Source organism: Nocardia sp. NPDC049935, assembly GCF_055586645.1.
The window spans coordinates 429,288-446,074 of sequence record NZ_JBVJHV010000004.1; the positions used below are offsets into that span (position 1 = coordinate 429,288).

Sequence of the window (16,787 nt, forward strand, 5' to 3'; positions counted from 1 at the left end):
GTGCCAGGCCCGAACTCACCCACGCCATACGACGGGCCCGGTCGCGCCACGGTCGTGACCCGCCGTCCGCCCGGCGCCGCGGCGCATCAGCGTGACCAGCAGCGGAACACCGAGGACGCCGAGCACGACGGTGCCGTAGGCGGCCGAATACGGCAGCCCGAGGAAGACCGCGTGCGCCAGCGCCGAACCGAGCCAGGTCCACAGGAACATGAGTACCGGAACGGTCACCCGCTCCGGCGGCGGCGCGGTGCGGTCCCAGAACGTCAGGGCAGTCGCCATCACCGCCGCCACCAGCAACCAGCCGAGATAGTTGGTCCAGGGGATCGCCTCCAGGCCGGGCAGCCCGGCGCCGGTGCGGTACCACTGCCACTGCCCGTCGGCCACCATCTGCGGGTCCAGGAACAGGTCCCAGCCGACAGCGCCGACGGCGGTGGCGACGATCCGGACCCCGGCGCGGGTGCACAGCAGGCCCGTGACCACCCAGATCGGATACAGCCCGCCGGTCCACGCCAGCGGCACCACCAGCGGAACCTCGAACAGCGCCGGGCCCAGCCGTCCGGTCGCGTAGTCGTAGGCGCCGAAGGGAATTCCGGTCGCGGTGCCCACCGCCTCGGCCAGCAGCCCGGTCCCGGAGACGATGGCCGCGAATCCGAGCGCGTACCGCGCACCCCGGGTGACCGCCGCGTGCAGCAGTGCCGTCGCCGCCGACAACAGGACGACCGCCGCGGTCACCGCGTCCCGGGCCGCCGCCGTGGTGAGCGGATAGGCGATCTGCGCCCCGACCAGCGCCACCAGGCAGCCGATGGGGATCAGTCCGTACCGGGCATCGGTCCGGCGGCCGGGGGATACCGCGCTCACCGGCGTATCCACCGCCGCAACCGCCGCCCGTCCCGCAGCACCAGCCGCGCCGCGGTGCGGCCACTCGCGCCCGATACCCCGCCGCCGGGGTGGGTGGAGGCGCCGGTGAGGTAGAGACCCGGCGCGCCGGGCACCCGGTGACCCGCCAGCTCCGGCAGCGGCCGCCACAGCAGCATCTGATCCAGGCTCATCTCGACGTGCATGACGTTGCCGCCGCGCAACCCCATCTCCGATTCCAGATCGGCCGGCGTCTGCACGTGGCGCCGCAGCACCGACGCCGCCGAACCCGGTGCGTAGCGGTCGAGTTCGGCGATGATGCGATCGGCCTCGGCCTCGGCGTGGTCCGGCCAGCCGCTGCCGTCGGCGAGCCGGTAGGGATGCCACTGCGACCAGAGCGAAAGCTGATGTTGCCCGGCGGGGGCGATACTCGGGTCCACGGCGCTGAAGCTCATGGCCAGCACGACCGGTCGCGGCGGCAGCCGGCCGCCGAGCGCGTGGCCGTGCGCCAGCCGGAGCTGGTCCCGGTGGCCCACCAGGAGCTGGAGCCCGGTGGCGGAATGGTCCGGCGTCGCGCCGGGGTAACGGGGCAGCGCGTCGGTCGCCGCCCGCACCACCATGCCGATACCGGGGCCCACCCGGATCCGCCGCCGCCAGTCGTCGAGCGGCGCCGGGTCGAAACCACCGGCGCGCAACAGATCAAGGGTGGTGAGGATATGGGTGCCCGCGATCACCGTCTCCGCGTCGTATTCGCGCCCCGCGTGGGTGCGCACCCGCCAGCCGTCGACGCGGCGGGTGAGCGCGGTGGCGGCGTCACCGGAGACGATCTCGCCGCCGTCGGCGCGCAGACGCGCGACCAGTGCCTCGGCGAGGGCCCCGCTGCCGCCCACCGCCCGGCCCGGCGGCAGCGTATGCATGAGCGCCGCGAATCCCACCATCGGCGCGGTGCCGGGTTCCGACATCGGCGGCCCCGACTGGGCGCCGAACCAGGCGAGGGCCGCTTTCAGCCGTTCGTCGTCGAACCAGGTGTCGAGCAGGGCGTCGCCGGGTTGCAGGAATTCCCGGGACAGCGCGCTGCCGCCGTCTCCGGTGTCCAGACCCCAGAACGACCGCAGCAGCCGGCCCGGCACCGGCGCACCGCCGAAGGAGCGCATCACCCGCTGTGCCCGGGGTTCCCAGACCTCGGCGAACCGCCGATAGGCCGCCGCGTCGCGTTCCCCGCAGGCGGTGGCGATCGAGGCGCAGGTGCGCGCGAGATCGCGATGGAAGACGATGGGGGCCGCGCCGGTATCCGGGCAGGCGGGTACGAAGGCCCACGGATCGCAGTCCACGTAGCGCAGGCCGTATCGGTGCAGCGCCAGTTCCTCGACGATCCCGGTGTGCCGGATCATCAGATGCGCCGACGATCCCCGGTCCACCCGGTGTCCGGGGAACCGCTCCACGGTCGAGACCGCGCCGCCGAGCACCGTATCGCGTTCCAGCACCCGTACCCGGCGGCCCGCGCGGGCGAGATAACAGGCCGCGACCAGGGCGTTGTGCCCGGATCCGATGATCACCACGCTCATGACAGCGGCAACGACCGGCCCAGGATGCCGAAACGCCGGTGGTCACCGGCGAAGACGAAATCGCGCAGGACGTCCTGGAAGCCCATCCGCCGGTAGAGCCGCCAGGCCCGGTTGTCCTCGGCGTAGACCTCGGGGGTCGACAGCATTACCGAATGTTCGGGCCGGTCGCGCAGCAGCCGGTGCAGCAGGATCGCGCCGATACCGCGGCCCTGCGCGCTGGGATGCACATGCAGTTCGGTGAGTTCGAAATAATTGCCCAGCAGCCGCTGGGTCGCGGGTTCGGCCCAGCCCGCCCGCCGCATACCCGCGTGCACCTGCTGCTGCCACCACTGATGCGGACCGCCCCGGTATCCGTAGGCGATCGCGACGATGGGGGAGCGGCGCAGGTCGAACTCGCCGTTGTCCTCGGGGACCACCGCCGCGACGGCCTGCCATCCCGCGCGATGGGTGTGCTCGGTCCACATCGGGGCGCGATGGTGCTCGGTGCCCCGGGGATAGTCCATGGCCGCGACGTACACGGCGAGCGCGTCGTGCAGCCGGGCGCGCAGGGCGGCCACCGAGAGGTCGACGACGACCGGGGCGGGGAGATGGTTGGACTTGACGGCGGTCATTTCGGTATCGAGGGGCTCTTTCCCTGTCGGCGGGCCGGAGCTGCGGCTTTCGGGCTCGCAAACATGTCGGTGGTCGTCTCTATATTCAAGCTCGAGCCAAACGTTCGAAAACCTGTTCGGCCCCCAACGGTGCACGCTCAGCCTGCCATACCGGTAGACCACCGCGGGTGCGACGGGCGAGATACGGAGGGACGGCTATGTCGGATCGAAGTGTGCACCCGGGTCATGCGGGGCGGGCGGGGATGCTGCTGCGGCGCGCCGACGGGCTGCTCATGGAGGCGGCCGGCGAAAGCGACCCGGGGGAACGGTTCCGCGTGGCATATCTGGCCGCTCTGCGCGGCGCCGGTGCCGTGCTGGCACTGACGGGGGCCGACGCCGCCCCCCGGGCACGATCGCGTAACGCCTGGGTGATGCTGCAGCGCGCGGCACCCGAGTTCGTGATGTGGGCCGACTACTTCAGCGGTCATTCCGCCACCCGGGCGGCGCTGGAGGCGGGTCTGCCCCGTGACATCGATGAGACCCGGTCCGACGAGTTCTCTTCGCGAGTCGGTGCTTTTCTGCACGATGTCGAGGATCTGATCGCGCCCGCCGCCCGGCTGCGTGCCGCGGGCGACGAGAACGGCACGCCGTGATTTTCGCCGCGCCGACCAGCCGGGCCAGCGGATTTCCGCCCGCTCGGACTCGATCCGGGGACGAAGTTGGTTCCGCTGCACCCATATGGTGGTACGGCCCTGGGCGAACTCGTATCATTGGTGACAGATAGCCGCCAAGGGGTTATCTGTCGCCTACCCGGAGGCGACAGCCACGTCCTAGTGCCGGGGGAGGTACCGTGCCACTCTCCGAGCACGAGCAGCGCATGCTCGAACAGATCGAGAGCGCTCTCTATGCTGAGGATCCGAAGTTCGCGTCGTCCGTCCGCGGTGGACGTTTCCGTACGACCTCGAGTCGTCGCAGACTCCAGGCGGCGGCCCTGTTCGTCATCGGTCTGGTTCTGCTGATCGCCGGTATCGCCCTACCGGTGCGTCCCGGCGGGTTCCCGATCATCAGTCTGGTCGGATTCATCGTGATGTTCGGCGCGGGAGTTCTGCTCCTGCTCGGCGGCACGAAGTCCGGATCGTCGAGCCGGGGCGGGTCCCCGGACGAATCGGCGGGGGCGGGGCCGGCGGAGCGAGGTGCCGGGCGTAACCGGCAACGTCGTTCCGGCGGGTTCACCGAACGTATGGAAGATCGCTTCCGCCGAAGGTTCGAACAGGAGTAGCCGCCCCGGCGGCCGAACCTCGGTAACAGCTGCAGCGGTGCCGCACCGGATATCCGGTGCGGCACCGCTGTTCGCGCATGTCCGTCCCCGGACGGTGACCGGGGTGACGCGTATCGCTCCCGGCGGCCGCGGCCCACGTCCGCGCCGCCTTCTCCCACCCTTCCCCACCGGGTTCCCCCACCCCGCCCCACCGGGCGCGCCAACAGGGCTTGAACAGGGGGTTTGCTGGAAGTTGACGGGCGCCGCCACGGGTCCCGCCCGTGGACGCGCGCGGGGAGGCAGGAAGCGGGAAAAGTTCACCACGTCCGTGATAGCTGACATGACCTGCGAAATCGTTCTGCCGGGGAGGCACATCACCTCGTGTTTCGATTGAAAGTGGGGGAAAGTGGGGTAATGTGGAGCGCGCACTACAGGAGAGGCCGTAAGGCGCTCGGCCGGCTCGTCCGGCCAACACCAGTCGAGGTGGTCCGGTAGGAGGTATCGGGTTGTTTCTCGGTACTTACACACCTCGCCTGGACGACAAGGGGCGACTCACGTTGCCCGCGAAGTTTCGAGATGATCTGGCGGGAGGGTTGATGGTCACCAAAGGACAGGACCACAGCCTTGCCGTCTACCCGAAGGACGAATTCAGCGCGCTCGCCCGGCGAGCGGCGTCCGCCTCGCGGAGCAATCCGCAGGCGCGGGCGTTCATCCGGGCACTGGCGGCGGGAACGGATGAGCAGCATCTGGACTCGCAGGGCCGGATCGTCCTGTCGGCCGAACATCGTCGGTACGCCAATCTCAGCCGCGACTGCACGGTCATCGGTTCGGTCGACTTCCTGGAGATTTGGGACAAGCAGGCGTGGGAGACCTACCTCGCCGAGCACGAGGAGGACTACGCGCAAGCGAGAGACGAGGCATTGGGCGGAATCTTCTAGCCCGCGCGAGTGCCACGCGGCCTCTGCCCGGATGCGGACCCTGGCGTACTTCCCCGACGCCAGGTGCCGCTTCGGTCAGAGACCCCGCGGCATTCGTCACAGCCGCCGATTCCTTTGTGTCGCAGGCACGATCGCGGTGCCGGACCGGGACAGGCGGTGAACTCGAAATCTCACGCAGCAAACTATCGGCCGCTTCGGCAGGATGTTCGCGCCGAGGCCGCGGTGTGATGCGACCGGAATCCGGTCATTTCCCAGCGAGGCACGAATCCGGGAGGTCAGGTGAACCGTGAGCAGCACGGCACGCGACATATCCCTGTTCTGCTCACCCGCGCGGCCGAATTGCTCGACCCCGTTCTCGGCGAGCCGGACGCGGTGTACCTCGACGCGACGCTCGGCCTCGGCGGGCACGCCGAATACTTCCTGCGCACCCATCCGCGGTTGCGCCTGGTAGGGCTCGACCGCGATACCCGCGCTCTCGCCCACGCCACCGAGCGGCTGCACCCCTACGCGGACCGGGTGACCACCGTGCACACCCGTTACGACGGGATCGCCGGCGCGCTCGCCGAAGCCGGTCTGCCGGCCACCGGTTCGGTCAGCGGAATCCTCATGGACCTGGGCGTCTCGTCCATGCAACTGGACGAGGCCGAACGCGGTTTCGCCTATTCGGTGGACGCGCCGCTGGATATGCGGATGGATCCCACCACCGGCCCCACCGCCGCCGACGTTCTCAACACCTACGGCCGGGGCGAATTGGCCCGGGTGCTGAAAACCTACGGTGAGGAACGTTTCGCGAACAAGATCGCCGGCGAGATCGTACGGCGGCGCGAGAAGCAGCCGTTCCGGACCAGCGCCGAACTGGTCGCCCTGCTGTACGACAGCATCCCCGCCGCGGCCCGCCGCACCGGGGGACACCCGGCCAAGCGCACCTTCCAGGCGCTGCGGGTGGAGGTGAACGGCGAACTGGATTCGCTGCGGGCCGCGCTGCCCGCCGCCCTGGACGCGCTGCGGCCGGGCGGGCGGATCGTGGTCATGTCCTATCAGTCGCTCGAGGACCGGGTCGTCAAACACGAACTGGCCGAGCGCGCCAGATCCCGCACACCGGTGGATCTCCCGGTCGAGCTACCCGGGATGGGGCCGGAGTTCCGGATCCTCACCCGCGGAGCCGAACAGGCCGGGCCCGCCGAGCTCGAGGAGAACCCGCGATCGGCTCCGGTCCGGATGCGAGCCGCCGAGAAGATCGCGGGGGAGGCGGGATGAATCGGTTCACCGGGGCCGCGGGGCACACCGGATCGTTCGCTGTCATTGCAGCGAATTCGGTTGTCTCCCTTGCGCGGTTCCGGTACCACATGGCGTATGCGATACACGGATATCGCATCGGTGCCCGAGGCGTCGCTGCACGAGGGATGCGGCGCCCGGGCACGGACCACAGGAACGGCATCCGCGGCGCCCTGCCGCGAGCCATCACACCGATACGGGGGTGTCAGGTATGAGCGTGGCTACACGTACCGAAACCGGGCGACGGCCGGCCCGGCGCGTACACGACGCGGAGCGCGTGAAATCGGGTGCCGCGCAGCGCGCGTACGCCCGGCGCCGGCAGCGGACGGCGGTACCGCCCACGGCCGCCGCGCCGGCCGGTTCGGAACTGACGGGGCGCGTGCCCTTCGTCACCGCGATTCTGGCCATGTTCGGCTGTGGCCTCGCCCTCACCCTGGTCCTGACCACCCGCGCCGCCGAGGACAGCTACCAGCTCAGCGACGCACGCGAGGCCAACCGGGTGCTCTCCGACGAGCGCGCGGCCCTGGAACGCGAAGTGGCGGCCGCCGATTCGGCGCCCGAACTGGCCACCCGCGCCCGCGAACTCGGAATGATCCCGGCGACGGATCCGGCGCGGCTGGTGGTGGGCCCGGACGGGACCGTCACCGTGATCGGTGAACCGGTTCCGGCGCAGGGTGCCCCGGCGCCGCCGCTCAACGCCCCGCCCCGTACCGCCCCGCGCAGTGGCGCGGACCCGGGCGAACGTGTGGTGCCCGTACCGGAACTGCCGCACGCGGGCGCTCCGGCCGCCACCGTGCCGGGCGCGGTACTCGCCGCCCCGGGCACCGAACCCGTACCCGCGCAGGGTGTTCCGGCGGAGGCCGCCCCGAACGGCGTACCGCCGGCCGGACCCGGCGCCGGGGTACCGGGCGAGCCGGTCCCGAATCCCGGGGCACAGGTTCCCGGCCCGGAACCGGGTGCCGTGGCGGGCGCCGCCCCGGCCCCGGACGCCGGCGCCGCCCCGGTGGTACCCACCCCGACCGTCGAACCGGCAGCACCGGTCCAGGACCCGGCGGCGCCGGTGGGTGAGGGGATGCGGTGAGCCCCAGCGGGTCGGGACGAGGGCGCGGCGCGCCGAGATCCCGGGCCGCGGCGAACCGGGAGACCGCACCGCAGCGGTCCCCGGCCGGTCCCCGGCGTCCGGGTGGGCCCCGCCGACGCCCCGGGAAGGACGGGCCGGTCCGGATCCGGCTCGGTACCGGGCGGGTCATCATGCTGGTCGCGCTGACCGTGGTCGCGCTGCAACTGCTCTGGGTCCAGACGATTTCCGCGCCGTCGCTGTCCGCGCAGGCCGCGGGGCAGCGCACCACGTACCAGGATCTGCCCGCGGCCCGGGGCACGATCACCGATCGGCACGGGAAGGCGCTGGCCCTCACCCTGATCGCGCAGGCACTGAGCTTCCAGCCCGTGCGGGTGCGCAAGGATCTGGCCGACGCGAAGGCGAAGGACGAATCCGCGCCCGATCCCGAGGAACGGCTGAAGGAGATCGCGGGCACCATCGCGGGGGTGCTGGGTCCGGACGGGCCGAAGGAATCCGAACTGCTGGAGAAACTCCGCAGCGACGAGACCTTCGTCTACCTCGCCCGCAATGTCGACCCCCGTAAGGCCGACGAGATCACCGCGGAATTCCCCGAGATCGGTTCGGAACGGCAGGACCTGCGGGAATACCCCGGCGGCTCGCTGGCCGCGAATATCGTCGGCGCCACCGGCTGGGACGGTCACGGCCGGGTGGGGCTGGAGGCCTCGCTCGATTCGGCGCTGGCCGGCACCGACGGCTCCTACACCTACGATCGCGGTTCCGACGGCGCGGTGATCCCCGGCAGCTGGCGGGACCGGCAGCCCGCCGTGGACGGTAACGACGTCGAGCTCACCCTGGACTCGGATCTGCAGTACTACGTGCAACAGCAGGTCCAGCAGGCCAAGGACCGCTCCGGCGCGCGTTCGGCCTCCGCGGTGGTGCTGGACGCGCGGACCGGCCAGGTGCTGGCCATGGCCAACGACAACACGTTCAATCCCGCGCTCGGCCCACAGCACTGGGATCCGGCCGGACTGGACAATCCGTCGGTGACCCAGCCCTTCGAACCGGGGTCGGTCAACAAGATCGTGACCGCGGCCGCCGCGCTGGAGAACAAGCTCACCGACCCGGACGAGGTGCATCAGGTGCCCGGCCGGATCGATATGTCCGGAGTCACGGTCGGCGACGCCTGGGAACACGGTGTGGTCCCGTACACCACCACCGGAATCTTCGGGAAGTCCTCCAATGTGGGCACTCTCATGCTGGCGCAGCGAGTGGGGGAGGACCGGTTCGCCGATATGCTCTCCCGGTTCGGCCTGGGCCGGCGCACCGAGGTCGGGCTCCCTGCCGAGAGTTCCGGGCTGCTGCCCGCCCGCGATCAATGGTCCGGCGGTACGTTCGCGAACCTGCCCATCGGGCAGGGGCTTTCGATGACGACCCTGCAGATGACCGGGATGTTCCAGGCGATCGCCAACGACGGCGTGCGGATCCCGCCGCGAATCGTGCGCGCCACCGTCGCACCCGACGGCACCCGCGCCGAGGAACCGGCGCCCGAGGGCGTCCGGGTGGTGAGCCCGGAGACCTCGCGCACCCTGCGCACGATGTTCCAGTCGGTGGTGCAGAACGATCCGACCGGCGTCCAGATGGGCACCGGTTCGGCCGCCGCGGTCGAGGGCTACCGCATCGCCGGTAAGACCGGAACCGCGCAGCAGGTCGACCCGAATTGCGGCTGCTACTCGACGTCGTCCTACTGGATCACCTTCGCCGGTATCGCGCCCGCCGACGATCCGCGCTATGTCGTCGGGATGATGCTCGACGCGCCGGTGCGCAGTTCGGACGGAAGTGGAGGACAATCGGCGGCGCCGCTCTTCCACGACATCGCTTCCTGGGCTCTGCAGCGGGACCGGGTACCACCGTCGACCGAGCCCGAACGGCAGTTCGTCCTCCAGGCGTCGTGATTCGGCGAACCGGCTTGTCCGTGCGAGACGTGGCGTCGGTAACCTGACACGTCGTCGTACCCGCGCTTCATCACGCAGAGAGGAACCCTGTGCCCGCGCAGTCCAGCCAGCACGCGCTGCGGCCTTCCAGGCCACCGTCGACGCCGCTGTCCCACCTGCTGGATCTGATCGCCGCCGAACCCCGGCCACCGGCCCCCGCCGAGGTCGCGATCACCGGTATCGAACAGCGCTCCCACGAGGTCCTGCCCGGCGACCTCTTCGCCGCGTTACCCGGCGCCCGCGCGCACGGGGCCCGCTTCGCGGCGGCGGCGGTCGAACGCGGCGCGGTCGCCGTGCTCACCGATGCCGAAGGCGCCGAACTCGCCGGCGAACTCCCCGTCCCGGTGCTGGTGCGGGAGAATCCGCGCGCGGTGCTCGGTGAGCTGTCCGCGGCGATCTACGGGCACCCCTCGGAGCAGTTGCGGATCGTCGGGATCACCGGCACCTCCGGGAAGACCACGACGTCCTACCTGGTGGAGGCCGGGCTGGCCGCGGGTGGCCTGTCCACCGCGCTGATCGGCACCATCGAGACCCGGATCGGCGGCCGGCGCGTACCGAGCGCGCTCACCACCCCCGAGGCCCCGCAGTTGCACGCCGTATTCGCGCTGATGGTCGAACAGGGCGTGGACGCGGTGGTGATGGAGGTGTCCAGCCACGCGCTGGCACTGGGCCGGGTCGACGGGGTGCGGTTCGCGGTCGGCGCGTTCACCAACCTCTCCCAGGATCATCTGGACTTCCACGCCGATTTCGAAGACTATTTCGCGGCCAAGCGCCGGCTGTTCGAGGCCGGTTCACCGGTGGCCGCCCGCACCGCCGTGGTGTGTGTGGACGATGCCTGGGGCCGCCGCCTGGCCGACGGGCTGGACGCGCCGATCCGGGTGTCCACGACCGCGGCCGCGGACTGGTCGATCACCGGACCGGCGCGCGCGCACAGCGGTGAACAGGAGTTCACCGCCGCCGGCCCGCACGGCGAGACCACGGTCCGGCTCCGGCTGCCGGGCGACTACAACGTCGCCAACGGACTGCTGGCGCTCGCGGTGTGCGCGCAGGCGGGTGTCGCGCCCGATATCGCCGCACCCGCGCTGGCCACAGTGGACGTACCGGGCCGGATGCAGCGGGTGGAACGCGGCCAGCGGTTCCTCGCCCTGGTGGACTACGCGCACAAACCGGCGGCGGTGGAATCGGTGATCGCCACCCTGCGCGCGCACCTGGCCGCGGCGGAGGGCCGGGGCCGGCTGGCCGTCGTGGTCGGCGCCGGTGGCGACCGGGACCCCGGTAAGCGCGGGCTCATGGGCGCGGCCGCCGCGCGTGGCGCCGATCTGCTGATCGTCGCCGACGACAACCCGCGGACCGAGGATCCCGCGGAAATCCGCGCGGCGCTGGTCGCGGGCGCGCACAGCGTCGCCGAGGACCAGCGCGGCGAGGTCCGCGATATCGGTGACCGCGCGGCCGCGATCGAGGCCGCCGTCGGCTGGGCCCATCCGGGGGACGTGGTGCTGGTGGCCGGTAAGGGCCACGAGGCCGGGCAGGAGATCAACGGGGTGAAATATCCGTTCGACGACCGCGAGGTATTGGCGGCGGCCATCGATTCGACACTGCGGCACAGCCCCGGGGGCACGGACAACGGTTCGTGGCCGGCGGGCGCGGAGGACATGACTGTTTCATGATCGAGATGACACTGCGGGATATCGCCGAGGTCGTGGGCGGGCAGCTGCACGATATCGGTGACCCGGAGGTCCGGGTGACCGGATCGGTCGAATTCGATTCGCGCCGAATCGGTCCCGGCGATATCTTCCTGGCGCTGCCGGGCGAGCACGCCGACGGTCACGATTACGCGGCCGCGGCGGTCGAGGCCGGCGCCGTGGCGGTGCTGGCGGCCAGGCCGGTGGGCGTACCCGCCATCGTGGTCACGCCCGCCCCGGAGACGGCGCCGTCGAACGCCCTGGCGCTCTCGCACGATTCGACGGGCGCGGGCGCGGCGGTACTGAACGCGCTGGCGGCGCTGGCGCGGGAGAGCGTTTCGCGCCTCGTGGCGGCCGGGGGCCTGACCGTGATCGGCGTGACGGGTTCCTCGGGTAAGACCTCGACCAAGGATCTGCTGGCCGCGGTGCTGACGCCGCTCGGCTCGGTGGTCGCCCCGCCCGGATCCTTCAACAACGAACTCGGCCATCCGTGGACGGCGTTGCGGGCGGGCCCCGACACCCGGTTCCTGGTGCTCGAGATGTCGGCCCGCGGGCCGGGCCATATCGCCGCGCTCGCGCGGGTGGCGCCGCCGAGTATCGGCGTGGTGCTCAATGTCGGTACCGCCCACCTCGGTGAGTTCGGCAGCCGCGAGGCGATCGCCCAGGCGAAGGGTGAGCTCGTCGAAGCGCTGCCGCGGACGGGTCTGGCGGTGTTGAACGCCGATGACTCCCAGGTCGGCGCGATGGCCGTGCGGACGGACGCACGGGTGATGATGGTCGGGCAGGCGTCCGGCGCGCAGATCCGCGCCACCGGCGTCACTCTCGATGATCGAGCCCGCGCCTCGTTCACCCTCCATACCCCCCTCGGCGAGCGCGAGCTGACCCTCGCGGTGCACGGCGAGCACCAGGTGGGCAATGCGCTGTCGGCGGCCGCGGTCGCGCTGGAATGCGGATCGGATCTCGAGACGCTCGTCGCCGCGCTCGCCGGCGCGCGGGCGGCCTCGGCCCGCCGGATGGACGTGCGGACCAGCACCGACGGCGTCACCGTGATCAACGATTCGTACAACGCCAACCCGGATTCCATGCGGGCCGCACTCAAGGCGCTGGTCAGCATGGCGCGGGCGGGCGAGGCTCCCCGCCGCAGCTGGGCGGTCCTCGGCGAGATGGCCGAACTGGGCCCCGAATCCGTGGTGGAACACGACGGTATCGGCCGGCTGGCGGTCCGCCTGGATGTGGACCGGCTCGTGGTCGTCGGAACCGGACGACCCTCCCGGGGCATGCATCAGGGAGCGGTCATGGAAGGCTCGTGGGGTGAGGAGTCGGTGCTCGTCCCGGATATCGAAGCGGCCGTGGATCTGCTCGCCGCCGAAGTCGGCCCGGGCGATGTGGTGCTGGTGAAGGCATCACAGTCGGTCGGCCTGTGGACGGTGGCGGAGAAACTGCTGGACGCGGGTGACAAGGATTCGGGTGCCGGTACGCCGGCGCCGGGCGGCGCCGGCGCCGCCGACGGGGTGAGCACGGAGGCAGTGCGTTGAGACAGATCTTGTTCGCGGCGGCGATCGCGCTGACGGTGTCGATCCTGTTGACACCGCTGCTGATCCGGATATTCGCCCGGCAGGGATTCGGACAGGAGATCCGGGTCGACGGCCCGGCCAGTCACCAGTCCAAGCGCGGTACCCCCACCATGGGCGGCGTCGCGATCATCATCGGTATGTGGGCCGGCTATCTGGGTTCGCATCTGATCGGAATCGGCTACGACGCGGAGGGGCCGTCGGCATCGGCGCTGCTGGTGCTGGGCCTGGCCACCGCACTCGGCGTGGTCGGATTCATCGACGATTTCATCAAGATCCGCAAGGGCCGCAATCTCGGTCTGACCGCCGCGGGAAAGTACCTGGGCCAGATCACCGCCGCGGTGGTGTTCGGAGTGCTGGCACTGCAGTTCCCCGGGGGCAGCGGGCTGTCTCCGGCCAGCCGGCAGCTGTCCTATGTGCGCGATATCAACACCGTCTCGATGAGCGTGGTGGTGTTCCTGGCGTTCGTCTGCCTGATCGTGGTCGCCTGGTCGAACGCGGTGAACCTCACCGACGGTCTGGACGGGCTCGCGGCCGGGTCGATGAGCCTGGTGCTCGGCGGCTACGTGGTCATCACCTTCTGGCAGTACTACCACTCGTGTGAGACCAAACCCGAGACCGGCTGCTACAACGTGCGTGATCCGCTGGACCTGGCGCTGGTCTGCGCGGCGGGTACCGCCGCCTGTATCGGATTCCTGTGGTGGAACGCCGCGCCCGCCAAGATCTTCATGGGTGATACCGGATCGCTGGCGCTGGGCGGGCTGCTCGCGGGCCTGTCGATCACCACCCGCACCGAACTGCTGATGGTCGTCATCGGCGCGCTGTTCGTCGCCGAGGCGGCGTCGGTGGTGCTGCAGGTGGCGGTGTTCCGGACCACCCGGAACCGGCTGTTCAAGATGGCGCCGTTCCATCATCATTTCGAGCTGAGCAAATGGGCGGAAACCACGGTGATCATCCGGTTCTGGCTGCTGGCCGCGATGGCCTCGGCGGCCGGTCTCGCCCTGTTCTACAGCGAATATCTCTCCGCGGTCGGGTGAGCTGACGATGGAGGAGCATGTACCGCGGGCCCTGCGCTCACCGGGCCCGATGCTGGAATTCCTGCGTGGCCGCGATGTCCTGGTGGCGGGCTGGGGAGTTTCCGGCCGTTCGCTGATCGCCCCGCTGCGCGATATCGGCGCCCGCCCCGTGGTGACCGACAGCGGCGCCGGGGCGCTGGCCGAAGCGGCCGAGCTGGGGCTGGAGATCGCGCCGTCGGCGGAACTGGAACGCACCGACTGGTCGCGGTTCGCGCTGGTGATCACCAGCCCGGGCTGGCGGCCGGATTCGCCGGTGCTGGCCTCGGCGGTGTCCGAGGGCATCCCGGTCTGGGGCGATGTGGAATTCGCCTGGTGGGTGGACCAGGCCCGGATCTACGGACCGGTCCGCAAATGGCTGGTGGTGACCGGCACCAACGGTAAGACCACCACCACGCAGATGACCCATTCGATCCTGCGGGCCGCCGGTATTCCCAGCGTGGCCTGCGGCAATATCGGACTCCCCATCCTCGACGCGCTGCGCCGCAACCCCGGACCCCAGGTGCTGGCGGTGGAACTGTCCTCGTTCCAGCTGCACTGGGCGCCGTCGGTACGGCCGGAGGCCGGGGTGGTGCTCAATGTCGCCGAGGACCATCTGGACTGGCACGGCGGGCTGGACGCCTATGCGGCCGCCAAGGCGCGGGCGCTGCTGGGCCGGGTCGGCGTGGTCGGCCTCGACGATCCGATCGCCGCGGGTCTGGCCCGTCGTTCCAAGGCCCGGCGTACCGTCGGGTTCCGCATCGGGGTGCCCGCCGACGGGGAACTCGGCGTGGTCGACGGCAAACTGCTCGACCGGGCCTTCACCAAGGCGGCGATCCTGGCCGAGTCCAAGGAGATCAGCCCGCCCGGACCGGCCGGGGTGGCCGACGCGCTGGCGGCTGCCGCGCTGACCCGGGCCATCGATGTCGCGCCGCAGTTCGTGCGCGAGGGTCTGATCGAGCACAAGGTCGGTCCGCACCGGTCGGCGCTGGTCCGTGAGCTGGGCGGGGTCGAATTCGTCGACGATTCCAAGGCCACCAACCCGCATGCCGCGCGGTCGTCGATCCTCGGGCATCAGCAGGTGATCTGGCTGGCCGGTGGCCAGCTCAAGGGCGCCGGGGTCGAGGATCTCGTCGAAGAGGTCGCCGAACGGCTGGTCGCGGTGGTGCTGTTCGGCGTGGACGCGCCCGTGATCGCGGCCGCACTGGCGCGACACGCCCCGGAAGTGCCGGTCGTCGAGCTGGATACGCGAGACCATTCAGGAATGGGGCAGGCAGTTCTGGACGATGCGATCACCGGCACCCGGGATACCGGTATCGCCGAGGCCGTGATGATCCGCGCGGTGCGGGAGGCGGCGGCGTTCGCCGGGCCCGGCGATACCGTGCTCCTGGCGCCGGCGGCGGCTTCGCTGGACATGTTCACCGACTACACCCATCGCGGCCGCAGTTTCGCCGGTGCGGTGGAGGACCTGAAGGACGAGGACCTCGGGCGGCGGTTATGAGACCCCGCGGTACGCGACAGCTGCAGGTGGGCCGTTTCGGCGCCTGGCTGGCGCGGCCGCTGGCCTCCTTCCACCTGGTGGTCACCATCGCCACGCTGCTGACCCTGCTGGGCCTGGTGATGGTGCTGTCGGCGTCGAGCGTGGAGTCCTATACCGACGGTGGTTCGGCCTATTCGCTGTTCGCCCAGCAGGCGATGTACGCGACCGTCGGCGCGGTGCTGTTCTATCTGGCGCTGCGGATCCCGTTCCGGCGGCTGCGGCAGCTGTCCTTCCCGGTGTTCGCGCTCTCGGTGCTGCTGCTGGTCCTGGTGCTGATCCCCGGGGTCGGCAGTACGGTCAACGGCGCCCGCCGCTGGATCGACCTGGGCTTCTTCTCGATCCAGCCGTCCGAGGTCGTCAAGGTGACCTTCGTGGTGTGGGGTGCGCATCTGCTGGTCTCGCGGCGGGCCGCCGCCCGCGCGGCCAACGACCCGGGCGGCCTGAAGAACATCCTGGTACCGCTGGTACCGGCCGGTTTGCTGGTCTGCCTGCTGATCGTCCTGCAGCCGAACCTGTCCACCACCATCGCGATGGGCATCGTGCTGCTGGCGCTGCTGTGGTTCGGCGGGTTGCCGATCCGGCTGTTCGTCACGATCCTGGCCGCCGGTGGTATCGCCGCTCTCGTTCTCGCGTTGTCGGCCGGGTACCGCTCGGACCGGATGCGCGCGTTCTTCAACCCCGGTGACGATCCACAGGGCATCAACTACCAGGCGCGTCAGGCCCTGTACTCGCTCGCCGACGGCGGGCTGTGGGGCCGCGGGCTCGGGCAGAGCCGGGCCAAATGGAACTACCTGCCGAACTCGCACAACGACTTCATCTTCGCCATCATCGGCGAGGAACTCGGTTTTCTGGGCTGCGCCCTGGTCCTGGGGCTCTTCGCGCTGTTCGTCTACACCGGGCTGCGGATCGCGGCCCGGTCGGTCGACCCCTTCCTGCGGTTGCTGACGGCCACCGCCACCACCTGGATCACCGGTCAGGCGCTGATCAACATCGGCTACGTGGTCGGGCTGCTGCCGGTCACCGGTTTGCAGCTGCCGCTGGTCTCGGCGGGCGGTTCCTCGCTGGCGCTGACCCTGCTGATGTTCGGCATCATCGCCAACGCCGCCCGGCACGAACCCGAGGCGGTGGCCGCCCTGCACGCCGGCCAGGACGGCCGGGTCAGCCGGCTGCTGCGCCTGCCCAAACCCGAGGTCTACCATTCCGCCCGGCCCCGGGCCGGATCCCGGCCGCCCGGCGACCGCGCACCCGCCCGCCGTCCGGACCGCGACCGGGCCGGGGAGCGCGACGATCCACGCGCCCGCACCCGGGCCAGCAGCCGGGGGACCGATACCCTGCGGGCGACCCGGGCCTGGGAGCCCAGCTATTCGGTGACACACGCACGAGAACGGGGAAGAAACAGGTGAGCGCATC

Annotated in this window: 14 protein-coding genes; 11 read left to right on the plus strand and 3 right to left on the minus strand. The window is 70.8% G+C overall.

From position 1 onward, the window contains the following. Positions 1 to 15: 15 nt before the first annotated feature. The 3 genes from ACZ6SF_RS18815 to ACZ6SF_RS18825 are packed head-to-tail and all read right to left on the minus strand — an operon-like array spanning position 16 to position 3,031. Complete coding sequence (locus tag ACZ6SF_RS18815; protein WP_466063425.1) at positions 16 to 858, minus strand: carotenoid biosynthesis protein; 843 nt, start codon at positions 856 to 858, stop codon at positions 16 to 18. Then, positions 855 to 2,420, minus strand: coding sequence for a phytoene desaturase family protein (locus ACZ6SF_RS18820; protein WP_466063426.1), 1,566 nt, complete (start codon positions 2,418 to 2,420; stop codon positions 855 to 857). The genes ACZ6SF_RS18815 and ACZ6SF_RS18820 overlap by 4 nt, the downstream gene beginning before the upstream one ends. Further along, positions 2,417 to 3,031: a GNAT family N-acetyltransferase gene (locus ACZ6SF_RS18825; protein WP_466063427.1), complete on the minus strand. Its 615-nt coding sequence runs from the start codon at positions 3,029 to 3,031 to the stop codon at positions 2,417 to 2,419. The genes ACZ6SF_RS18820 and ACZ6SF_RS18825 overlap by 4 nt, the downstream gene beginning before the upstream one ends. Before the next feature lie 242 nt (positions 3,032 to 3,273). Between ACZ6SF_RS18825 and ACZ6SF_RS18830 the strand changes: the two genes are divergently transcribed. The 11 genes from ACZ6SF_RS18830 to ftsW all read left to right on the plus strand — a co-directional run bounded on the left by ACZ6SF_RS18830 (position 3,274) and on the right by ftsW (position 16,780). Continuing rightward, positions 3,274 to 3,663, plus strand: coding sequence for an SAV_6107 family HEPN domain-containing protein (locus tag ACZ6SF_RS18830; RefSeq protein ID WP_466063624.1), 390 nt, complete (start codon positions 3,274 to 3,276; stop codon positions 3,661 to 3,663). A 197-nt stretch (positions 3,664 to 3,860) separates the two neighbouring features. Continuing rightward, entirely contained in the window at positions 3,861 to 4,289 is a 429-nt protein-coding gene (locus ACZ6SF_RS18835; RefSeq protein WP_466063428.1) for a DUF3040 domain-containing protein, read from the plus strand. Positions 4,290 to 4,774: 485 nt separating this feature from the next. Beyond that, positions 4,775 to 5,206 carry a division/cell wall cluster transcriptional repressor MraZ gene (gene mraZ, locus ACZ6SF_RS18840; protein WP_449998187.1) on the plus strand — a complete coding sequence of 144 codons (432 nt, stop codon included), beginning with the start codon at positions 4,775 to 4,777 and terminating at the stop codon, positions 5,204 to 5,206. Positions 5,207 to 5,485: 279 nt separating this feature from the next. Beyond that, positions 5,486 to 6,463, plus strand: a complete 978-nt coding sequence (rsmH, locus tag ACZ6SF_RS18845; RefSeq protein ID WP_466063429.1) for a 16S rRNA (cytosine(1402)-N(4))-methyltransferase RsmH — start codon at positions 5,486 to 5,488, stop codon at positions 6,461 to 6,463. A 229-nt stretch (positions 6,464 to 6,692) separates the two neighbouring features. Continuing rightward, positions 6,693 to 7,562 (plus strand): cell division protein FtsL, encoded by an 870-nt coding sequence (gene ftsL / locus ACZ6SF_RS18850; protein ID WP_466063430.1) that lies wholly within the window; start codon positions 6,693 to 6,695, stop codon positions 7,560 to 7,562. A 170-nt stretch (positions 7,563 to 7,732) separates the two neighbouring features. Then, positions 7,733 to 9,493: a peptidoglycan D,D-transpeptidase FtsI family protein gene (locus ACZ6SF_RS18855; protein ID WP_466063431.1), complete on the plus strand. Its 1,761-nt coding sequence runs from the start codon at positions 7,733 to 7,735 to the stop codon at positions 9,491 to 9,493. Positions 9,494 to 9,582: 89 nt separating this feature from the next. Further along, the gene (locus ACZ6SF_RS18860; RefSeq protein WP_466063432.1) at positions 9,583 to 11,199 is read left to right on the plus strand and encodes a UDP-N-acetylmuramoyl-L-alanyl-D-glutamate--2,6-diaminopimelate ligase; all 1,617 of its coding nucleotides are present in this window, start codon (positions 9,583 to 9,585) and stop codon (positions 11,197 to 11,199) included. After that, positions 11,196 to 12,749: a UDP-N-acetylmuramoyl-tripeptide--D-alanyl-D-alanine ligase gene (locus ACZ6SF_RS18865; protein WP_466063433.1), complete on the plus strand. Its 1,554-nt coding sequence runs from the start codon at positions 11,196 to 11,198 to the stop codon at positions 12,747 to 12,749. The genes ACZ6SF_RS18860 and ACZ6SF_RS18865 overlap by 4 nt, the downstream gene beginning before the upstream one ends. Beyond that, on the plus strand, positions 12,746 to 13,822 hold the full coding sequence (mraY, locus tag ACZ6SF_RS18870) for a phospho-N-acetylmuramoyl-pentapeptide-transferase (protein ID WP_450003918.1): 1,077 nt from the start codon (positions 12,746 to 12,748) through the stop codon (positions 13,820 to 13,822). Before ACZ6SF_RS18865 ends, mraY begins: the two co-directional genes overlap by 4 nt. Before the next feature lie 49 nt (positions 13,823 to 13,871). After that, positions 13,872 to 15,338, plus strand: a complete 1,467-nt coding sequence (gene murD / locus ACZ6SF_RS18875) for a UDP-N-acetylmuramoyl-L-alanine--D-glutamate ligase (protein WP_466063625.1) — start codon at positions 13,872 to 13,874, stop codon at positions 15,336 to 15,338. Beyond that, complete coding sequence (gene ftsW / locus ACZ6SF_RS18880; protein ID WP_466063434.1) at positions 15,335 to 16,780, plus strand: putative lipid II flippase FtsW; 1,446 nt, start codon at positions 15,335 to 15,337, stop codon at positions 16,778 to 16,780. Before murD ends, ftsW begins: the two co-directional genes overlap by 4 nt. Positions 16,781 to 16,787: the final 7 nt, after the last annotated feature.